General features: G+C 71.3%; 16 protein-coding genes and 1 pseudogene. 11 read left to right on the forward strand and 6 right to left on the reverse strand.

Annotation, left to right across the window (positions count from 1 at the left end; translation table 11 throughout):
- The first annotated feature begins 112 nt into the window (after window positions 1-112).
- The 11 genes from ilvD (at window position 113) to btsR (ending at window position 13,456) form a co-directional block, all read left to right on the forward strand.
- Window positions 113-1,972 carry a dihydroxy-acid dehydratase gene (gene ilvD, locus RBXJA2T_RS13670; protein ID WP_009857987.1) on the forward strand — a complete coding sequence of 620 codons (1,860 nt, stop codon included), beginning with the start codon at window positions 113-115 and terminating at the stop codon, window positions 1,970-1,972.
- 126 nt (window positions 1,973-2,098) lie between these two features.
- On the forward strand, window positions 2,099-2,485 hold the full coding sequence (locus RBXJA2T_RS13675) for a DUF2946 domain-containing protein (RefSeq protein WP_009857988.1): 387 nt from the start codon (window positions 2,099-2,101) through the stop codon (window positions 2,483-2,485).
- Window positions 2,486-2,690: 205 nt separating this feature from the next.
- The gene (locus tag RBXJA2T_RS19955; protein ID WP_009857989.1) at window positions 2,691-3,614 is read left to right on the forward strand and encodes an MbnP family copper-binding protein; all 924 of its coding nucleotides are present in this window, start codon (window positions 2,691-2,693) and stop codon (window positions 3,612-3,614) included.
- On the forward strand, window positions 3,611-4,792 hold the full coding sequence (locus RBXJA2T_RS19960) for a methanobactin export MATE transporter MbnM (RefSeq protein WP_009857990.1): 1,182 nt from the start codon (window positions 3,611-3,613) through the stop codon (window positions 4,790-4,792). Before RBXJA2T_RS19955 ends, RBXJA2T_RS19960 begins: the two co-directional genes overlap by 4 nt.
- Window positions 4,767-5,000, forward strand: coding sequence for a hypothetical protein (locus RBXJA2T_RS19540; RefSeq protein ID WP_138938881.1), 234 nt, complete (start codon window positions 4,767-4,769; stop codon window positions 4,998-5,000). Before RBXJA2T_RS19960 ends, RBXJA2T_RS19540 begins: the two co-directional genes overlap by 26 nt.
- A 185-nt stretch (window positions 5,001-5,185) precedes the next feature.
- Window positions 5,186-5,989 (forward strand): hypothetical protein, encoded by an 804-nt coding sequence (locus tag RBXJA2T_RS13690; protein ID WP_157998580.1) that lies wholly within the window; start codon window positions 5,186-5,188, stop codon window positions 5,987-5,989.
- Window positions 5,989-6,495, forward strand: coding sequence for a copper chaperone PCu(A)C (locus RBXJA2T_RS13695; RefSeq protein WP_009857993.1), 507 nt, complete (start codon window positions 5,989-5,991; stop codon window positions 6,493-6,495). The genes RBXJA2T_RS13690 and RBXJA2T_RS13695 overlap by 1 nt, the downstream gene beginning before the upstream one ends.
- 298 nt (window positions 6,496-6,793) lie before the next feature.
- Window positions 6,794-8,557, forward strand: a complete 1,764-nt coding sequence (locus RBXJA2T_RS13700; protein WP_029718929.1) for a methyl-accepting chemotaxis protein — start codon at window positions 6,794-6,796, stop codon at window positions 8,555-8,557.
- Between the two features lie 181 nt (window positions 8,558-8,738).
- A complete protein-coding gene (locus tag RBXJA2T_RS13705) occupies window positions 8,739-10,880 on the forward strand; it encodes a putative bifunctional diguanylate cyclase/phosphodiesterase (RefSeq protein ID WP_237704892.1) in 2,142 nt (713 codons plus the stop codon).
- A 150-nt stretch (window positions 10,881-11,030) separates the two neighbouring features.
- Window positions 11,031-12,728 (forward strand): sensor histidine kinase, encoded by a 1,698-nt coding sequence (locus RBXJA2T_RS13710; protein WP_009857996.1) that lies wholly within the window; start codon window positions 11,031-11,033, stop codon window positions 12,726-12,728.
- A gap of 14 nt (window positions 12,729-12,742) precedes the next feature.
- Window positions 12,743-13,456, forward strand: coding sequence for a two-component system response regulator BtsR (gene btsR, locus RBXJA2T_RS13715; RefSeq protein ID WP_009857997.1), 714 nt, complete (start codon window positions 12,743-12,745; stop codon window positions 13,454-13,456).
- On the opposite strand, the gene RBXJA2T_RS13720 is transcribed toward btsR, so the two are convergent.
- The 6 genes and pseudogenes from RBXJA2T_RS13720 to RBXJA2T_RS13745 form a co-directional block, all read right to left on the reverse strand.
- Window positions 13,457-13,852 (reverse strand): YidB family protein, encoded by a 396-nt coding sequence (locus RBXJA2T_RS13720; RefSeq protein ID WP_009857998.1) that lies wholly within the window; start codon window positions 13,850-13,852, stop codon window positions 13,457-13,459.
- A gap of 256 nt (window positions 13,853-14,108) precedes the next feature.
- Window positions 14,109-14,441, reverse strand: a complete 333-nt coding sequence (locus RBXJA2T_RS13725) for a hypothetical protein (protein ID WP_009857999.1) — start codon at window positions 14,439-14,441, stop codon at window positions 14,109-14,111.
- 12 nt (window positions 14,442-14,453) lie between these two features.
- Window positions 14,454-15,389 carry a formate/nitrite transporter family protein gene (locus RBXJA2T_RS13730; protein ID WP_009858000.1) on the reverse strand — a complete coding sequence of 312 codons (936 nt, stop codon included), beginning with the start codon at window positions 15,387-15,389 and terminating at the stop codon, window positions 14,454-14,456.
- Entirely contained in the window at window positions 15,356-16,618 is a 1,263-nt protein-coding gene (locus RBXJA2T_RS13735; RefSeq protein WP_029719082.1) for an acetate/propionate family kinase, read from the reverse strand. Before RBXJA2T_RS13735 ends, RBXJA2T_RS13730 begins: the two co-directional genes overlap by 34 nt.
- Before the next feature lie 7 nt (window positions 16,619-16,625).
- Window positions 16,626-18,110 carry a bifunctional enoyl-CoA hydratase/phosphate acetyltransferase gene (locus RBXJA2T_RS13740; protein WP_009858002.1) on the reverse strand — a complete coding sequence of 495 codons (1,485 nt, stop codon included), beginning with the start codon at window positions 18,108-18,110 and terminating at the stop codon, window positions 16,626-16,628.
- Window positions 18,111-18,213: 103 nt separating this feature from the next.
- A pseudogene (locus RBXJA2T_RS13745) lies at window positions 18,214-18,421 on the reverse strand (pyruvate formate-lyase-activating protein); the annotation flags it as partial.

Here is an 18,421-nt window from a genome sequence, read left to right on the forward strand (position 1 = left end):
GCTGGCCGGGGGGCCTCTTCGGCCGCCCGGGCCTGCGCGAGAATCCCGGGTCGGCCCGCCCCGCGGCGCGGGGCCGTCGCCGCCAGGACAACCCCAGCCACGAGTGCCGCCCATGCCCGCCTACCGTTCCAAGACCTCCACCGCCGGCCGCAACATGGCGGGCGCGCGTTCGTTGTGGCGCGCCACCGGCATGAAGGACGGCGACTTCGACAAGCCGATCATCGCCGTCGCCAACAGCTTCACCCAGTTCGTGCCGGGCCACGTGCACCTGAAGGACCTGGGCCAGCTCGTCGCCCGCGAGATCGAGGCCGCCGGCGGCGTCGCCAAGGAGTTCAACACCATTGCGGTGGACGACGGCATCGCGATGGGCCACGACGGCATGCTGTATTCGCTGCCCAGCCGCGACATCATTGCCGACTCGGTCGAGTACATGGTCAACGCGCACTGCGCCGACGCGCTGGTGTGCATCTCCAACTGCGACAAGATCACCCCGGGCATGCTGATGGCCGCGATGCGGCTGAACATCCCGGTGGTCTTCGTCTCCGGCGGCCCGATGGAAGCCGGCAAGACGCGGCTCGCCAACCCGGCGACGCAGACCGTCGAGTTCCGCAAGCTCGACCTGATCGACGCGATGATCATGGCCGCCGACCCCAAGGTCTCCGACGAGACCGTCGCCGAGGTCGAACGTTCGGCCTGCCCGACCTGCGGTTCTTGCTCGGGCATGTTCACCGCCAACTCGATGAACTGCCTGACCGAGGCGCTGGGCCTCTCGCTGCCGGGCAACGGCACGGTGGTGGCCACGCACGCCGACCGCGAGCAGCTGTTCAAGCGCGCCGGCCGCCTGGTCGTCGAACTCGCCAGGCGCTACTACGAAGGCGGCGACGAATCGGTGCTGCCGCGCGCGGTGGGCTTCAAGGCCTTCGAGAACGCGATGACGCTGGACATCGCGATGGGCGGCTCGACCAACACCATCCTGCACCTGCTGGCCATCGCCCAGGAAGCCGGCATCGAGTTCACGATGGCCGACATCGACCGCCTGTCGCGCTCGGTGCCGCAGCTGTGCAAGGTGGCGCCGAACACGCAGAAGTACCACATCGAGGACGTGCACCGCGCCGGCGGCATCATGGCCATCCTCGGCGAGCTCGACCGCGCCGGCAAGCTGCACACCGACGTGCCGACGGTGCACGCGCCGACGCTCAAGCACGCGCTCGACGAATGGGACATCGCGCGCGCGCCCAGCGACGCGGTGAAGACCTTCTACCTCGCCGGCCCGGCCGGCATCCCCAGCCAGGTCGCGTTCAGCCAGGCCAGCCGCTGGCCCAGCCTGGATCTGGACCGCGCCGAAGGCTGCATCCGCGCCATCGAGCACGCCTTCTCGCGCGAAGGCGGCCTGGCGGTGCTGTACGGCAACCTCGCCGAGGACGGCTGCGTCGTGAAGACCGCCGGCGTCGACGACAGCCTGCTGGTCTTCGAAGGCCCGGCGCACGTCGTCGAGAGCCAGGACGAGGCCGTCGAGCACATCCTCGGCGACCGGGTGTTGGCCGGCGACGTCGTCGTCGTGCGTTACGAAGGCCCGAAGGGCGGCCCCGGCATGCAGGAGATGCTCTACCCGACGAGCTACATCAAGAGCAAGGGCCTGGGCAAGGCCTGCGCGCTGCTGACCGACGGCCGTTTCTCCGGCGGCACCTCGGGGCTGTCGATCGGCCACTGCTCGCCCGAGGCCGCGGCCGGCGGCACGATCGGCCTGGTGAAGACCGGCGACCGCATCCGCATCGACATCCCGAACCGCCGCATCGACGTGCTCGTCGACGAGGCGACGCTGGCCGCGCGCCGCGCCGAGCAGGACGTGCTCGGCTGGAAGCCGGCGCAGCCGCGCCCGCGCAAGGTCTCGGCGGCGCTGAAGGCCTACGCGCTGCTGGCCACCTCGGCCGACAAGGGCGCGGTGCGCGACCTGTCCAGGCTGGAAGGCTGAACGGGGCCGGGCCCGGCGCCCGGCTAACACCGATTCGCGCCGCGCGCTGCATGCCGCAGCGGCGCACTAGGTTGCGACAGCGCAAACACCGTTCGCGCGGGCGAGGCCCGCGTACACTTGTTTGCAATGTCGTCGACCTGCGTCAACCGCCGCATCACCGCCTGGCTGTCGTGCCTGGTGCTGCTGTTCGCGGCGCTGGCGCCGTCGGTCTCGCATGCGCTGCAGTCTTCTCGCGGCGCGGGCTGGGTGGAGGTCTGCACCGCCGAAGGCTCGCGCTGGGTCGCCGCCGGCGCCGAGGACAGCGACTCGCTGCCCGCCCAGGCCCATGGTCTGGAGCACTGTCCTTTCTGTTCGCTGCACGCGCCCACGCCGGGCCTGCCGCCGGCCGACCGGCTCGTCGTGCCGCCCGCCGGCCGCGACGCCACCCTGCCCCCCGCCTTCCTGCACGCGCCGAGCACGGCGCACGCCTGGCGCAGCGCCCAGCCGCGCGCGCCGCCGTTCGCGCTGAGCTGAACGAACGACGGGCCACCGTACGCCGCAGCCAGCGGCGCGGCGCACGCCCGTGCATCCCCGCGGCGGACTGACCGCCACAGGACCCACCGGACGAGCTGCAGGCCTGCGCGACATGCGCGGCCGGCGGCCGCCATGCACGTCCGCCGCAGCCCGCCCCCACGCGGCCCCGTGACACGCGGGCTCGCGATCCGAACACGAGACTCCCATGACCCGACAAGGCTTCATTCTTTCCGCCCTGCCCCTGGCCGCCCTCGCCACGCTTGCCGCCTGCGGCGGTGGCGGCGGCAGCGACGACGACTCGCCGAAGACCGTCACGATCGAGTTCGCCGCCGTCGCCGGCAACACGCCGATCGGCTGCGGCAGCACCGTCAGCGGCCTGGGCAGCGGCGGCGTCGACGCCAAGCTGCAGGACTTCCGCTTCTACGTCTCCAACGTGAAGCTGGTGAAGGCCGATGGCACGGAGGTCGCGCTGACCCTGCCGGCCGACGACGACTGGAACCACAGCGCCGGCGGCAACGCCGTGACTCTGATCGACCTCGAGGACGGCAGCGGCGGCTGCAGCGCCGGCACGAGCGCAACCCACACCAGCGTCACCGGCACCGTGCCCGCAGGCGACTACGTCGGCGTCAGGATGACGATGGGCGTGCCGTTCGCGCTGAACCACACCGACTACGCCTCGGCCCCGGCGCCGCTGGACGTGCAGGCCATGGCCTGGAGCTGGCAGTCGGGGCGCAAGTTCGCCAAGATCGAGATCGTCGACCCCGACGGCAGCACCGGCACCTGGGCAGCACACAGCTTCTACGTGCACCTGGGCTCGACCGGCTGCAGCGGCAACCCGGCCAACGGCGAGACCGTCTCCTGCGTCGCCGCCAACCGCATGGACTTCGCGCTCGCCGCCTTCGACCCGGCGACGCAGAAGATCGCCGTCGACCTGCGTGCGCTGCTGGCCGGCAACGACATCACGCGCAACCAGGCCGGTGCCCCGGGCTGCATGTCCGGCGGCACCGACCCCGAGTGCGCCGCGGTGTTCCAGGCGCTGGCCATCGGCTGGAACGCCGACGGCAGCGGCAGCGGGCTGCCGGTCGACGGCGGCGCGGCCCAGACGCTGTTCCGGGCGGTGGCCAAGTGAAGCGCGGCGCCCCCGTCATCGCGGCGGGCGCCGCTGCCGTCGTGCTGGCCGCCGTCGCGGCCTGCGGCGGCGGCGGCACGACGCTCAGCGAGGAGACCGGCGGCAGCGCCGCGTGGACCTGGACGCTGCCAGCCCACTTCCCGGAACCCAAGGTGCCGGCCGACAACCCGATGTCGGCCGCCAAGGTCGAGCTCGGCCGCTTCCTGTTCTACGACCCGCGCCTGTCGGGCAACGGCCAGCAGTCCTGCGGCAGCTGCCACCTGCAGGCGCTGGCCTTCACCGACGGCCGCGCCACCGCCGTCGGCTCCACCGGCGAAGCCCACCCGCGCGCGGCGCAGCATCTGTCCAACGTCGTCTACAACGCCACGCTGACCTGGGCCAACCCGTCGCTGGTGACGCTGGAGCGGCAGATGGAGACGCCGCTGTTCGGCGAGCGCCCGGTCGAGATGGGCGTCAACGACGCCAACAAGGCCGCGGTGCTGCAGCGCCTGCGCGAGGACCGCGGCATCGCCGGCTATCCGGCGCGGTTTGCCGCGGTCTTCGCCGGCGAGGCCGAGCCCGTCAGCTGGGCCAACGTCATCAAGGCGATCTCCGCCTTCGAACGTTCGCTGATCTCGGGCCGCAGCCGCTACGACCGCTGGCTGGCCGGCCAGGCCACGCTGTCCGACACCGAGCAGCGCGGCATGAAGCTGTTCTTCGGCGAGAAGGCCGAGTGTTTCCACTGCCACGGCAGCTTCAACTTCAACGACCAGATCGTGCACGCGCGCAGCCGCATCGTGGAGACGCCGTTCCACAACACCGGCCTCTACAACCTGGGCGGCACCGGCGCCTATCCGGAAGACAACCGCGGCGTCTTCGAACTCACCGCCAGGGCCGCCGACATGGGCGCCTTCCGCGCGCCCAGCCTGCGCAACGTCGAGGTCACGGCACCGTACATGCACGACGGCAGCATCGCGACGCTGGCCGAGGTCGTCGCCACCTACGCCGCCGGCGGGCGCCACATCGCCACCGGCCCCCATGCCGGCGACGGCCGCGCCAATCCCTACAAGGACCCGCTGGTCAGCCGCATCGATCTCGACGCGCAGGAACAGGCCGACATCGTCGCCTTCCTGAAGACGCTGACCGACCACGACTTCCTCACCGACCCGAACCATGCCGACCCGTTCGCCCAGAACTGAGGCGCTGTGCGCCCTGGCCGCCGCCTTGCTGGCCGGTGCCGCACAGGCCCACGAGGCGGGGGCCGACCCGCTGCCCGAGGACCCCGGCTGGCGCGTCGGCGCCGCCGCCGCCGTCTTCGCCGCCGATGCCGACCATCGCTGGCCCGCCGCCACGCTGCCCGGCGTGCTGCTGCGCGGCAGCCCCCCGACGACCAGCGCGGCGGCCTGACGCTGGAGCACGCGACGCTGGACGCCGCGGCGCGCTTCACGCCCCACCTCGGCGCCGCCGCGGCCATCGGCTGGCACGACGGCGACGGCGCCCACGTCGAAGCCGCCGGGCTGCACCTGCGCTGGGCCGGCCACGGCGGCGAGTACACGCTGCAGCTCGGCCGCGACACCGTGCGCCTGGGCGGCGTGATCGACCGTGCCGGCCACTACGACCGCTTCGTCCAGACGCCGCTGGCCAAACGCGCCGTGTTCGACGACGAGTGGATCGACGACGGCGCCGCGCTGGCATGGCGCGACCCGCTGGCCGACGGCCTGCGCGGTGTCGAGGCCGGGCTGTGGCGCGGCCGCGTCTTCCCCGGCGGCGAACACGGCCCGCTGGTGCCGTCGCTGCGCCTGCACCTGGGCTGGGGCCACGTCGACGCGCAGCTGAGCGCGGCCCGGTTCCAGCCCGACGCACGCGGCTCGGCGGTGGCCACCGTCGGCGCGCCGGCGCACACCCACGGCACGCTGGACTGCCGCGCCAGCCTGCAGCAGCGTGTCTGCTTCGACGGCACGGCCGACGTGCTCGCCGCCAGCCTGCAGTGGGAGAACGACGCCGGCGACTGGACGCTGGCCGCCGCAGGCATGCTGCGCCGCGAGCGCGGCGAACTCTACGCCACCGACGGCAGCGCCGGGCTGCGTTCACGCGTGGCCGGTGGCTGGCTCGACGCCGCCTGGCGCGCCGCGCCCGGCTGGACGCTGGCCGGCCGCCTGGAGCGGCTGGTGCCACGCCAGAAGCTGGCCGGCGTCGGCACCGTGTCGCTGGCGCGCGCCGCGGGTTTCGACGCGGCCGGCAGCCGCCAGCGCGCCACCGCCGCGGCGCTCTGGACCTGGCGTCCGGGCCTGACGCTGGCGCTGGAAACCGGGCGCGATTGGCGGCCCGGCGAACGCCTCAGCCATCTCGCGCTGCGACTGATCTGGACCGAACCCGACCTGAAAGAGATCTGGTGATGAACATCCTCGACACTCCCACCCGCACGCCCCTGACGCGCCGCCATTTCGGCCTGCTGCTGGCCGCAGCCGCCTGGGCCGGCGGCGCGCGGGCGCACGGCACACGCGCCGGCGACCTCGTCGTCGACCACCCGTACGCCACGCCGACACCTGCCGGGCTCACGACCGGCGCGGTCTACTTCCGTGTGATCGAGAACCGAGGACACGCCACCGATCGCCTGCTCGGCGCGACGACGCCGCGCGCCGCGCGCGTCGAGATCCATCGCAGCACGATGGACGGCAACGTGATGCGCATGCGCGCCATCGAAGCGCTGGACCTGCCGGCCGGCGCCAGCGTCCGCCTGCGCCACGGCGAGGCCGGGGCCCACCTGATGCTGTTCGGCCTATCTGGCCCGCTGCGCGACGGCGAACGTTTCCCGCTGACGCTGCGTTTCGAGCATGCCGGCAACATGGAGGCGAACGTCTGGGTGCAGACGCCCAGGGACGGGCACGTCCATAAGCACTGAGGCGCGTCGCCAGAACCGGCGTGAAGCCGTTCACGCTGGTGCGCGCAATGAATCATAAACCGCCTTTTTAATATCTCGTCTCGGAGCGGGCTCCCATAAGATGGGCGCAAAGCGCACATCTGACACAGCAGCACCGCTCTTTTGCCACTTCGATCACGATGCCCCCGGGTCTGCTCGTCAGTCATGGGCACTACGTGCCGAAATCGTCAGCATCCCGGCGGCTGGCGATCACTGGCTGCCGGATGTTGACCCAAGCGCAGGCGCCATGCGCCTGCTCACGTCGCTTCAGGAGTCCGCGATGACCCAGAAATCTGAAATGAAGGTCGCCACCCGGCTGATCATCGGCTTCGCCGCCGTCGCCACGCTCGGCGTCGCGACGGCGGTCTACTCGACCGTCGAACTGCGTGGCCTGTCCGCCAGCATCGACACGCTCGCCTCCGACCGCATGGTCAAGATGGAGAAGTTCTCGCAGGTCAAGGACAACATGAACGCGATCGCGCGCTACGCGCGCAACGTGGTCATCGTCGCCGACCCGGCCAAAGAGGCCGAGGAACGCAAGAAGATCGCCGAGATGCGCGCGGAGAACGGCCGCCTGCTGGACGAGCTCGACAAGGCCATCGTCATGCCCGAAGGGCGCGCCCTGCTGAAGACGATCAACGACACGCGCCCGGAATACAACCGCCTCATCGACGAAGCGCTGGCACTCGACGACAAGGGAGAGGCCCAGGCCGCCGCCGCGATGCTGATGGGCGAGTCGCTGCAGAAGCAGCGCATCGTCTTCAAGGCCGTCGACGACTCGATGCACATGCAGCAGCGTCTGGCGACCGAGTTGGGCGCAGAAGCGATCGCCAGGTCCGGGCTGGACGCGATGGTCTTCACCGGCCTGGCACTGCTGATGGCCGCCGTCGGCGCAGCCGCGACCTGGCTGGTGGTCCGCAACCTGAAGTCCGCGCTCGGCGCAGAACCCGGTGAGCTGGGCCGCATCGCCCAGCGTGTGGCCGAAGGCGACCTGAGCCCCGTGGCCGGCGCCGAACTGGCGCCCAGGAACAGCGTGCTCGAGTCGCTCGGCGCCATGCAGCAGAGCCTGAGCCGCATCGTCGGCCAGGTGCGTTCCAGCAGCGACAGCATCGCCACCGGCTCCTCGCAGATCGCCAGCGGCAATGCCGACCTGAGCCAGCGCACCGAGGAACAGGCCAGCAACCTGCAGCAGACCGCCGCGTCGATGGAGCAGCTCTCCAGCACCGTCAAGCAGAACGCCGAGACCGCCAAGGAAGCCAACCGCATGGCCGGCGCCGCCGCCGACGCCGCCTTGCAAGGCGGTGCGCTCGTCGGCACCGTCGTCACGACGATGCAGGACATCGCCCACTCCTCGCGCAAGATCGCCGAGATCATCGGCACCATCGACGGCATCGCCTTCCAGACCAACATCCTGGCGCTCAACGCGGCGGTGGAAGCCGCCCGCGCCGGCGAGCAGGGCCGGGGCTTCGCCGTCGTCGCCGGCGAGGTGCGCACGCTGGCCAGCCGTTCGGCCGAAGCGGCCAAGGAGATCAAGAGCCTGATCGGCGCCAGCGTCGAGAAGGTCGAGATCGGCACGCGCCAGGTCGACGAGGCCGGCGAGTCGATGACGCACATCGTCTCGCAGGTCCAGCGCGTCAGCCAGCTCATCGGCGAGATCACCAACGCCACCGTCGAGCAGTCCTCGGGCATCGGCCAGGTCGGCGACGCCGTCGGCCAGCTCGACCAGGTCACGCAGCAGAACGCCGCGCTGGTCGAAGAAAGCGCCGCCGCCGCCGAGAGCCTGCGCGTGCAGGCCGCTCGCCTGACCGAACTCGTCGGCGTCTTCAAGCTCGCGCAGGGCTCTGCGGCAACGACGCAGCCGACGGCCGCCCCGGCGGCGGCGAAGCCGGCCGCGTCGCGCCCGTCCGCACCGCGCACCGCGGCACCGGCGGCACGCCCGGCTGCGTCCGCAGCGAGCATCGCCGCCGCCCCGGCCGCCGAAGCACGCCCGCGTGCCGAACGCGTGGCCGCGCCCGCCGGCGAGGACGACTGGACCAGCTTCTGAGCCGCGGCTCGAGCTCCGGCGCCCGCAGACGCCGGAGCTGCCGTGAATCGCATCATTCGCGGCAGCAACTCACGATTTCATCGATTCGGGCGCGATGACCGGTGCCGGCGGGGCCAGAATCGGGGTTCTCCCGCACGGCCTTCGTCAGGCCGTCGGACCCACGAATCGAAAGACCTCTCCGGTGCGCACCCCCCACCCGGCCCGCCCCGGCATGGAAGATACCGGCCGCCCCGCAGGCGGGGACGCCGAGTTCCATGCCGTGCACGACGCCGTGCTGCGCCTGCTCAAGCTGCACCAGAACGCGCTCGACGCGATCTCGCAGGGCGTGCTGATCACCGACGCCAACCGGCGCACCACCTACGTCAACGCCGCTTTCGTCGAACTCACCGGCTACTCGGCCGAGGAGATGATCGGCTCGTCGTGCGCGCTGCTGCAGGGCCCCGGCACCTCGGCCGACACGGTGCAGGCGATGCGCGCGGCCCTGGACCGCGGCGAGCCTTTCCACGCCGAACTGCTGAACTACCGCAAGGACGGCACGCCGTTCTGGAACGAGCTGAAGATCGTCCCGGTGCATGCTGACGACGGCACGCTGACGCAGTTCGTCGGCGTGCAGCGCGACGTGACGGCGCGCCGCGACGCGATGAACAAGCTGTCGCTGGCCGCGCGCGTGTTCGAGCAGAGCAACGAGGCGCTGGCGATCGCCGACGTCGACGGCCGCTTCGTCGCCGTCAACGACGCCTTCACGCGCATCACCGGCTACGCCGAGCACGAGGTCATCGGCCAGAACCCGAGGCTGCTGAAGTCCGGGCTGCACGACGACGACTTCTACCACCGCTTCTGGCAGGAGCTGCGGACCCGCGGGCGCTGGGAAGGCGAGATCTGGAACCGGCGCAAGGACGGCACGGTGTATCCGGAGTGGCTGTCCGTCGGCCGCGTCGTCGACGAGGCCGGCCGGACGCTGAACTACGTGGCATCGTTCAGCGACATCACCGCGCGCAAGCATGCCGAGGAGAACGTGCGCCGCCTGGCGTACTACGACCCGCTGACGGGCCTGCCCAACCGCGCGCTGCTGCAGGAGCGCGCCAGCCAGGCGCTGCAGATCGCGGTGCGCACCGGCGAGCCGGTGGCGCTGATGTTCCTCGACCTGGACCACTTCAAGAACGTCAACGACACGCTGGGCCACCCGATCGGCGACCGGCTGCTCGTCGCGCTGGCGCAGCGCATGCGCCCGGCGCTGCGCGACCAGGACACGCTGGCGCGCGTCGGCGGCGACGAGTTCGTGCTCGTGCTGCCCAGCACCGACGCGACCGGCGCCAGCTACGTCGCGCAGAAGCTGCTGCAGATCGTGCAGGAGCCGGTGCAGCTCGACGGCCACGACCTCACCGTGACGCCGTCGATCGGTGTCGCCGTCTTCCCCACCGACGCCGCCGACTACGACACGCTGTTCGCCTTCGCCGACGCGGCGATGTACCGCGCCAAGATGTCCGGCCGCGCGACCTTCAGCTTCTACACCGCGGAGATGCAGGCCCAGATGGCACGCACGCTGCGCGTGGAGAACGCGCTGCGCCGGGCGCTGGAGCGCGACGAGATGCAGCTGCACTACCAGCCGCAGTGCCAGGCCGCCGACGGGCGCATCGTCGGCGTCGAGGCGCTGCTGCGCTGGCAGCACCCGGAGCTGGGCTGGATCGGCCCGGCCGAGTTCGTGCCGCTGGCCGAGACCAACGGCCAGATCGCGGTCATCGGCCGCTGGGTGCTGGACACCGCGCTGCGCCAGCTGCGCGCCTGGCAGCTCGCCGGGCTGCCGCCGCTGCGCATGGCGGTCAACCTGTCGGCGGTGCAGCTGCGCCAGCCGGGGCTGGCCGAGCTGGTGGGCGAGCTGCTGCGCCGGCACGAGGTCGACCCGGCCTGGCTGGAGCTCGAGCTGACCGAGACCATGGCCTGGGACGACCCCGAAGGCTCGGCGCGCCAGATCGCGCGGCTGCGCGCGATGGGGCTGCGCATCGCGCTGGACGACTTCGGCGCCGGCTACACCTCGTTCTCGCACCTGAGCCTGTTCCAGGCGGGCACGCTGAAGATCGACCGCTCGCTGGTCGCCGGCATCGAGCGCGGCAGCCACCAGGCGAGCGTCGTCGCGGCCATCGTCAACCTGGCGCGCACGCTGCGCATGCACACCGTGGCCGAGGGCGTCGAGACGCCCGGCCAGCGCGAGGCGCTGCTGGCCGCGGGCTGCGAGTCGGCGCAGGGCTGGCTGTACGGCCGGCCGATGCCGGCCGAGGCCTTCGAGGCCCTGATTCGCGAACGCCAGGCACCACCGCCGGGCTGACGCGGGGCCGCCCCGACGAAACTCCAGAGTAACCCCGGCAAAATCTCGCCGGGATAACTCGAAGCGGTTGCCGCAAACCCCTTCGGCTGCCAAACTGTGGGCCGTGACGCGGCGCTGCCGGCGTATTTCGAGGGACCGAGGCTTTTCTCCATGAATTTCGTTGCGCTGAGCCTCACGCTGCTGCAGCAAACCTGCGTCTACCTCGTCGTGGCGTATCTCCTGGCGGGCACCCGGATATTCATCCCGCTGATGCACGTGACGATCCGGCTGCCGCAGCGCACGGCCTGCTACGTCGTCTGCTCGCTGTTCTGCATCATGGGCACCTACCTCGGGCTGCACATCGACGACTCGATCGCGCACACGCGCACCATCGGCTCGGTGCTCGGCGGCGTGCTCGGCGGCCCGGTGGTCGGCCTGGCGGTGGGCCTGACCGGCGGCCTGCACCGCTATTCGCTGGGCGGAAGCTCCGCCCTGCCCTGCGCCATCGCCACCGTCGTCGGCGGGCTGATCGGCGGCGGCTACCACCGCTACATGATCAGCCGTGGCAAGGCGGCCACCGTCTTCCGTCCGGTGCCGGTGGCGCTGGTGACGCTGGTGGCCATCGTCGTCGAGATGGCGATCCTGCTGCTGATGCTGAAGGCGCCGGCGAACTGGCATCTGGTCGAGCAGATCGCCGTCCCGATGGGCGTGGCCAACACGCTGGGCGCGGGCATGTTCATGCGCATCCTCGTCGACCGGCGCAAGCTCTACGAACGCCAGTCGACGGTGTTCTCGACCAAGGCGCTGGCCATCGCGGCACGCGTCGAGGGCCTGCTGCGCGAAGGCTTCGACCCCGATGGCTCGGCGCGTGCCACCCGGGTCGTCAAGGTCATCCAGGAGGAGACCGGCGTCGGCGCGGTGGCGATGACCGACACGCGCCAGCTCGTCGCCTTCACCGGCATCGGCGCCGACCATCACCTGCCGGGCACGCCGATCGAGTCCAAGCTGACGCAGCAGGCGATCGCACGCAACGAGGTCGTCTACGCCGACGGCAACGAGGTGCCCTACCGCTGCTCGATCCACGCCAAGTGCCCGCTGGCCTCGTGCCTGATCATCCCGCTGACCGACGAGGAGAACCAGGTCATCGGCACGATCAAGCTCTACGAGCCGCGCACGCGGCTGTTCTCCAACATCAACCGCACGCTCGGCGAAGGCATCGGCCGGCTGCTGTCCAACCAGATCCTCGCCGGGCGCTACCTGCGCCAGCGCGAGATGCTGGCGCAGTCGGAGATCAAGCTGCTGCAGGCCCAGATCAACCCGCACTTCCTGTTCAACGCGCTGAACACGCTGATCGCGGTGATCCGGCGCGACCCCGAACGCGCCTGCACGCTCGTCTTCAGCCTGTCGACCTTCTTCCGCAGCAACCTCAAGCGCCCGAGCGAAGACGCGCGCCTGATCGAGGAGCTGGCCCACGTCTCGTCCTACCTCGAGATCGAGCAGGCGCGTTTCGGCGACCGGCTGCAGGTCGAGTTCGACGTGCCCGACCGGCTGCAGCACGTGCGCCTGCCGGCCTTCTCGCTGCAGCCGGTGGTCGAGAACGCGATCAAGCACGGCACCTCGCAGCTGCTGGGCATCGGCCGGGTGAAGATTTCGGCGCGCGAGGAAGGCGGCGACCTGCTGCTGTGCGTCGAGGACAATGCCGGCCTGTACAAGCCGCCGGCCGAAGGCAACGACGGCCTGGGCGTCAACCTGGTGCGCCGCCGCATCGCCAACCGCTACGGCGCCGGCTACGGCATGGACATCGAATGCGAGCCCGAGGTCATGACGCGCGTGACGCTGCGCATGCCCTTTTCCACCGGCGAGCCCTGAACCGCGAGGCTGCGATGAACGTCCTGATCGTCGACGACGAAACCCCGGCGCGCGAGGAGATCGCGCGCCTGCTGTCCCGGGTGGCCGACGTGAGCATCGTCGGCCAGTGCGCCAATGCCGTCGAGGCGCTGTCGGCGATCAACCACCTGCACCCCGACGTCGTCTTCCTCGACATCAACATGCCGCAGATCAGCGGCCTGGAGCTGCTGGGCATGCTCGACCCCGAGGAGATGCCGCGCGTGGTCTTCCTCACCGCGTACAGCGAGTACGCGCTGAAGGCCTTCGAGCAGGACGCCTTCGACTACCTGTTGAAGCCGGTGGACCCGGCGCGGCTGGACGTCACGCTGCAGCGCCTGCGCCGCGACGCCGCGCCCACGGCCGACCTCGCCAAGCTGGCGGCGCCGCTGCGCCAGATCCCCTGCCCCGGCCACCAGCGCGTGCAGCTGGTCAAGGTCGAGCAGGTGGAGTACGTGAACTCCACCGGCACCGGCGTGTTCATCGTCACGACCGACGGCGTCGAGCATTTCACCGAGCTGACGCTGCGCACGCTGGAGGAGCGCACGCCGCTGCTGCGCTGCCACCGCCAGTACCTCGTGAACCCGGAACAGATCCTCGAGATCGTGTTCCAGGAGCTCGGCGGCGCCGAGATCGTCACCCACGGCGGCCGGCGCGTGCCGGTCAGCCGCCGCCTGCTCGGCGAGCTGAAGGAGAAGCTGGGCTTCGCCTGATCAGACCGCGGCGACGACGCGCGCGAACCAGCCCTGCACGCCCGGGCGCACCGGCTCGACGTCGATGCGGCCATCGGGCGTCAGGCGGTTCACGGCCATCGGCACGATCTCGGCCAGCACCTGGGCGGCGTCGACCGGGTCCAGGTCCAGGCGGCGCACCAGCTTGTCGTACAGGCGCTCGCCGAGCGCGCGGCGCATCGTCGCGCCGTCCATCGTGTTGTCGGCGCCGTGCGTGATCCAGCCACGCATCGCCTCGCCGCAGCCTTCGGCGTCGAAACGTGCCGCCAGCGACGTCAGGCCGCCGTCGTGCTGGCGCAGCAGGCGCATCAGCGACTGGACGAGCTTGCTGTTCTCGCCGCCACAACGCCGCGCCTTGCGCGCGAGACCGATCGCCATTTCTTCGAATTCACAGCACATCACAACCTCGACTGGTTTCGCTCCGGTCTCCCCGGAGAATCTTCTGGTTCCAACATAATCCAGCCCGGAGATACTGTCCAGGGCTTCCCCGAGGGCGCGCCGGGATCCACCCCGGAAATCACCGGGAAAACTCCGGAGAAAATACCGCCGGGGCCCGCCAGGGAACCGCTCGGGGGCGCTTTCGGACCGTTCGCCGGAAAGTCCGTGGCGCGTCTGCACGGCGCCACGCCGGACCTCAGGCGGCGAGGCGGCCGTCGAGTTCGCGGTCCAGCGCCTGCGACATCGCCTGCCAGGCCCGGCCGGCGACGCAGGCCCCGGCGTGGTCGTATTCGACCTCGATGCGCCGGCGCAGCACGACCAGCGCACACAGGTTCAGGCGCTGGCGCTCCGGGCCGTGCGGCACGCGCGCGGCGGCGCGGCGCATGCCCTGGCGGCGGTCCAGCGTCTCGCGCGCGAGCGCCTGCACCGCGACGGCGTCGTCCCAGTCGAGGCCCAGCGCCAGGCCGGCGCGCAGCAGCGCCCGTTCGGTCTCGCGTGCGGTCGCCGTGTAATCGATGAATCCGGACATCGTGTGCTCCGTTCAGGCAGCCTTGGCCGCAGCGCGTGCGCCGCGGCGGAACAGCCACCAATAGGCGCCGGCGACAAGCAGCGCGCCGCCGACCCAGTTGCCCAGCGTCACGACGCCGAGGTTGACGAGGTACTGCGCCACCGGGATCTCGGTGGCCGCCTTGGCCTGCGCCGCGGGTTCGGCCCAGAAGGCGGCCGGCGCGAACCACTTGACCATCAGGCCGTAGGGCACGAAGTACATGTTGGCCACGCAGTGCTCGAAGCCGGCGGCGACGAAGGCCGTGATCGGCAGGAACATCGCGACGATCTTGTCGGTCACGCTGCGTGCGGCCAGCGACAGCCAGGTCGCCAGGCACACCAGCACGTTGCACAGGATGGCCAGGCTGAAGGCCTTGAACGGCGGCAGGCTGGCCTTGCTGGCGGCCAGGTACAGCGCGCTGGCACCGACCTCGCCGTGGCCGAAACCGTACTGGCCGCCGAGGAAGACGATGGTCGCGGTGCCGAGCGCGCCGACGAGGTTGCCGAACCAGACGATGGTCCAGACGCGCAGCATGCGCCGCGTGTCCAGCCGGCCGCTGGCCCAGGCCATGACCATCAGCGCGTCGCTGGTGAAGAGCTGGGCGCCGGCGACGACGACCAGCATCAGCCCCATCGAGAACGCCGCGCCCATCAGCAGCCGCATCACGCCCCAGGGCAGCATGTGCTCGGCGCCGGCGATGGCGATGGTGGCGAACATCGCGCCCAGCGCGACGAAGGCGCCGCCGAGCACGGCCAGGCCGAACTGCTGGGCGGCGCCGGCCTTGGCCTTCTTGACGCCCATCTCCTCGGCGGCGCAGGCCACCGCGTCGGGGGCCAGCGGGTCGAACAACGAACGCGGCGCGGCCGCGCCGTAGGCCGGCAACGGCTCGTCTTCGTTCAGCAGGTAGCGGGGGTTCGTGCGGTCGAGCATGGCTGTCCTTCGTCGGCCTCACGGCCGTTCGGCGCGCTTGCGGCCAGCATGGCCAGCGTGTGCAGCGCGATCATCTTTTCCTCGTTCGTCGGCAGCACGAACACCGGCAGGATCGAGTCGTCGGCGGAGATCTCGAGCGCGCTGCGGCCGTTGGCGTAGTCGTCGATCGCCAGGCCCATCCAGCCCAGGCGCGAGCAGACCTCGGCACGCACGCCGGGCGAGTTCTCGCCGATGCCGGCGGTGAACACCAGCGCGTCGATGCCGCCCATCGAGCCGGCCATCGCCGCCACTTCCTTGGCGACACGAAAGCAGAACAGCTCGACCGCGCGCCGCGCCGCCGGGTCGGTGGACTCCTGCAGCGCACGCATGTCGCTGGACAGGCCGGAGACGCCGAGCAGGCCCGAACGCCGGTACAGCAGGTCCTCCAGCGCGTCGGCGCCCATGCCTTTTTCGCGCATCAGGTACAGCAGCACGCCGGGGTCCAGCGAGCCGCTGCGGGTGCCCATCGGCACGCCGTCCAGCGCCGTGAAGCCCATCGTCGTGTCGACGCCGCGGCCGGCATGCACGGCCGCCAGGCTGGAGCCGTTGCCCAGGTGGCAGACGACGACACGCGCGTTGGCCAGCTCGGGCCGCAGCGCCGCCAGGCGCTGCGAGACGTACTCGTAGGACAGGCCGTGGAAGCCGTAGCGCTGCACGCCTTCGTAGCTCAGTTCCTGCGGCAGCGCATAGGTGCTCGCCACCCAGGGCAGCTCGGCGTGGAAGGCGGTGTCGAAACACGCGACCTGCGGCAGATCCGGGTGGCTGGCCGCCAGCGCGCGCATCGGCGCCAGGTTGTGCGGCTGGTGCAGCGGCGCCAGCGGAACGAGCGCCTCGAGCGCACTCAGGACCTCGGGCGTCACGCGCACCGGGCGGCTGTAACCGCGCCCGCCGTGCACGACGCGGTGGCCGGCGGCGACGATGCGGTCCTCGGGCAGCGCCTGGCCGAGCCAGGCCAGCAGGTACTCCAGCAGCGCGCCGCGGCGCTGCGAGTCCTCGGCGTTCCAGCGCCGCTGGGCGACGACGCGGCGGTTGGCGTCCCGGGCCTCGAAGCGGGCGTCGGTGCCGATGCCGGCGATCTGGCCGTTCAGCACCGGGTGCAGGTCCTCGGTGGCCTCGTCGCGGCGCAGCACCGAGAACTTCAGGCTCGACGAGCCCGCGTTGAGCACCAGGCAGGATTGGTATCGGCTCATCGCGGCCTCACTCGGCAGCGGCGCGCCGGGCCTGGGCCAGCAGCGCGGCGATGGCGCACGAGGCCAGGCGCGAACGCTGGCTGTCGGCACGGCTGGTCAGGATCACCGGCACCTTGGCGCCCAGCACGATGCCCGCGGCGTCGGCGTTGGCCAGGAAGCTGAGCTGCTTGGCCAGCATGTTGCCCGCCACCATGTCCGGCACGAGCAGGATGTCGGCCTGGCCCGCCACCGGCGACTCGATGCCCTTGGTGCGTGCGGCCTCGGCCGAGATCGCGTTGTCGAAGGCCAGCGGGCCGTCGAGCACGCCGCCGGTGATCTGGCCGCGGTCGGCCATCTTGCAGAGCACGGCCGCTTCCAGCGTCGACGGGATCTTCGGGTTCACGTTCTCGACCGCCGACAGGATCGCCACCTTGGGCGTCTTCACGCCCAGCGCCTGCGCGAGGTGGATCGCGTTCTGGACGATGTGCACCTTGTCGTCCAGCGTCGGCGAGATGTTGATCGCCGCGTCGGTGATCAAGAGCGTGCGCTCGTAGGTCGGCACGTGCATCACGAAGACGTGGCTGATGCGTGCCGCGGTGCGCAGCGCGTTGTCCTTGCGCACCACCGCGCCCATCAGCTCGTCGGTGTGCAGCGAGCCCTTCATCAGCGCCTGCACCTCGCCGTCGCGTGCCAGGCGCGCGGCGGCTTCGGCGGCGTCCTTGGGGCACTCGACGTCGACGATGCGGCAGGCCGAGATGTCCAGGCCGTGCTCGGCGGCGATGGCCTTCATCTGCCGCGCCGGGCCGACCAGCACCGGGGCGATCAGCCCGGCCTCGGCGGCGTCGACGGCGGCGCGCAGCGCAGGCTCGTTGCAGGGATAGGCGACCGCGGTCGGCAGCGGCTGCAGGCGCTCGCACTTCTTCAGCAGCGCGTCGTGCTGGTGGTGGCCGATCAGCTGCACCTCCGGCAGCTCGACCGGCGCGGTCTGCACCTTGGCCACCGGCGCGACGACCTCGGCGATGCCGCCGGCCACGAGGATGCCGTCCTGGTTGACACAGCCGCAATCGAGCACGACGACGCGGTCGGCGTCGCGCTTCTCGACCACCGTCACCGTGGCGGTGATGCGGTCGCCGACGCTGATCGGGTGCAGGAAGTGCAGATCCTGGCTCAGGTAGACCGTGCCCGGGCCCGGCAGGCGCGAGCCGATCAGGCCCGAGACCAGCGCGCCGGTCCACATGCCGTGCGCGATGACCTTGCCGTGGCCGCTGCCGGCGGCGAAACGCGGATCCAGGTGCACCGGGTTGCGGTTCTCCGAGACCGTGGCGAACAGCCGCACGTCGTCCATCGTCAGCGCCCGCGTGCGGGTGGCGGACTGGCCGACGAGGATCTCGTCGTAGGGCAGGTTCGCGCTGACGCCGTCGTCGGCGTCGATCACGGGCGGCCGCGGGGTCACGGCGGCCTGGAAACGGGCGCCGTCGTGCAGCGCGGCGGTGGGGCGGGTTTCGGTCAGCATGGCGGTCTGTGCGGTTTCGCGGGCAGTTCGCAGGCAATGGGAGGCCCGACCGGGGCCGTGCCCGGTGTCTTGCGTCGGTCGGGGGCGGGGCGCGGCGGGCGGGTCAGGTAACCTGCAATCCGGCGTCGCGGAACATCGAGCGCGTATGCGCCACGAGTTCCTCGGACGGCGGGCGCACGCCGGCCAGGCGGTAGTTCAGTTCACGCTCCTGCCACTTGTGCTCGCCCATCTGGTGGAACGGCAGCACGTCCACTCGCTGCACGTTGCCCAGCTTGGCGGCGAAGGCGGCCAGCGCGCGGATCTCGTTGTCG

The sequence above is a fragment of the Rubrivivax benzoatilyticus JA2 = ATCC BAA-35 genome, assembly GCF_000190375.1.
GTDB lineage: Bacteria > Pseudomonadota > Gammaproteobacteria > Burkholderiales > Burkholderiaceae_C > Rubrivivax > Rubrivivax benzoatilyticus.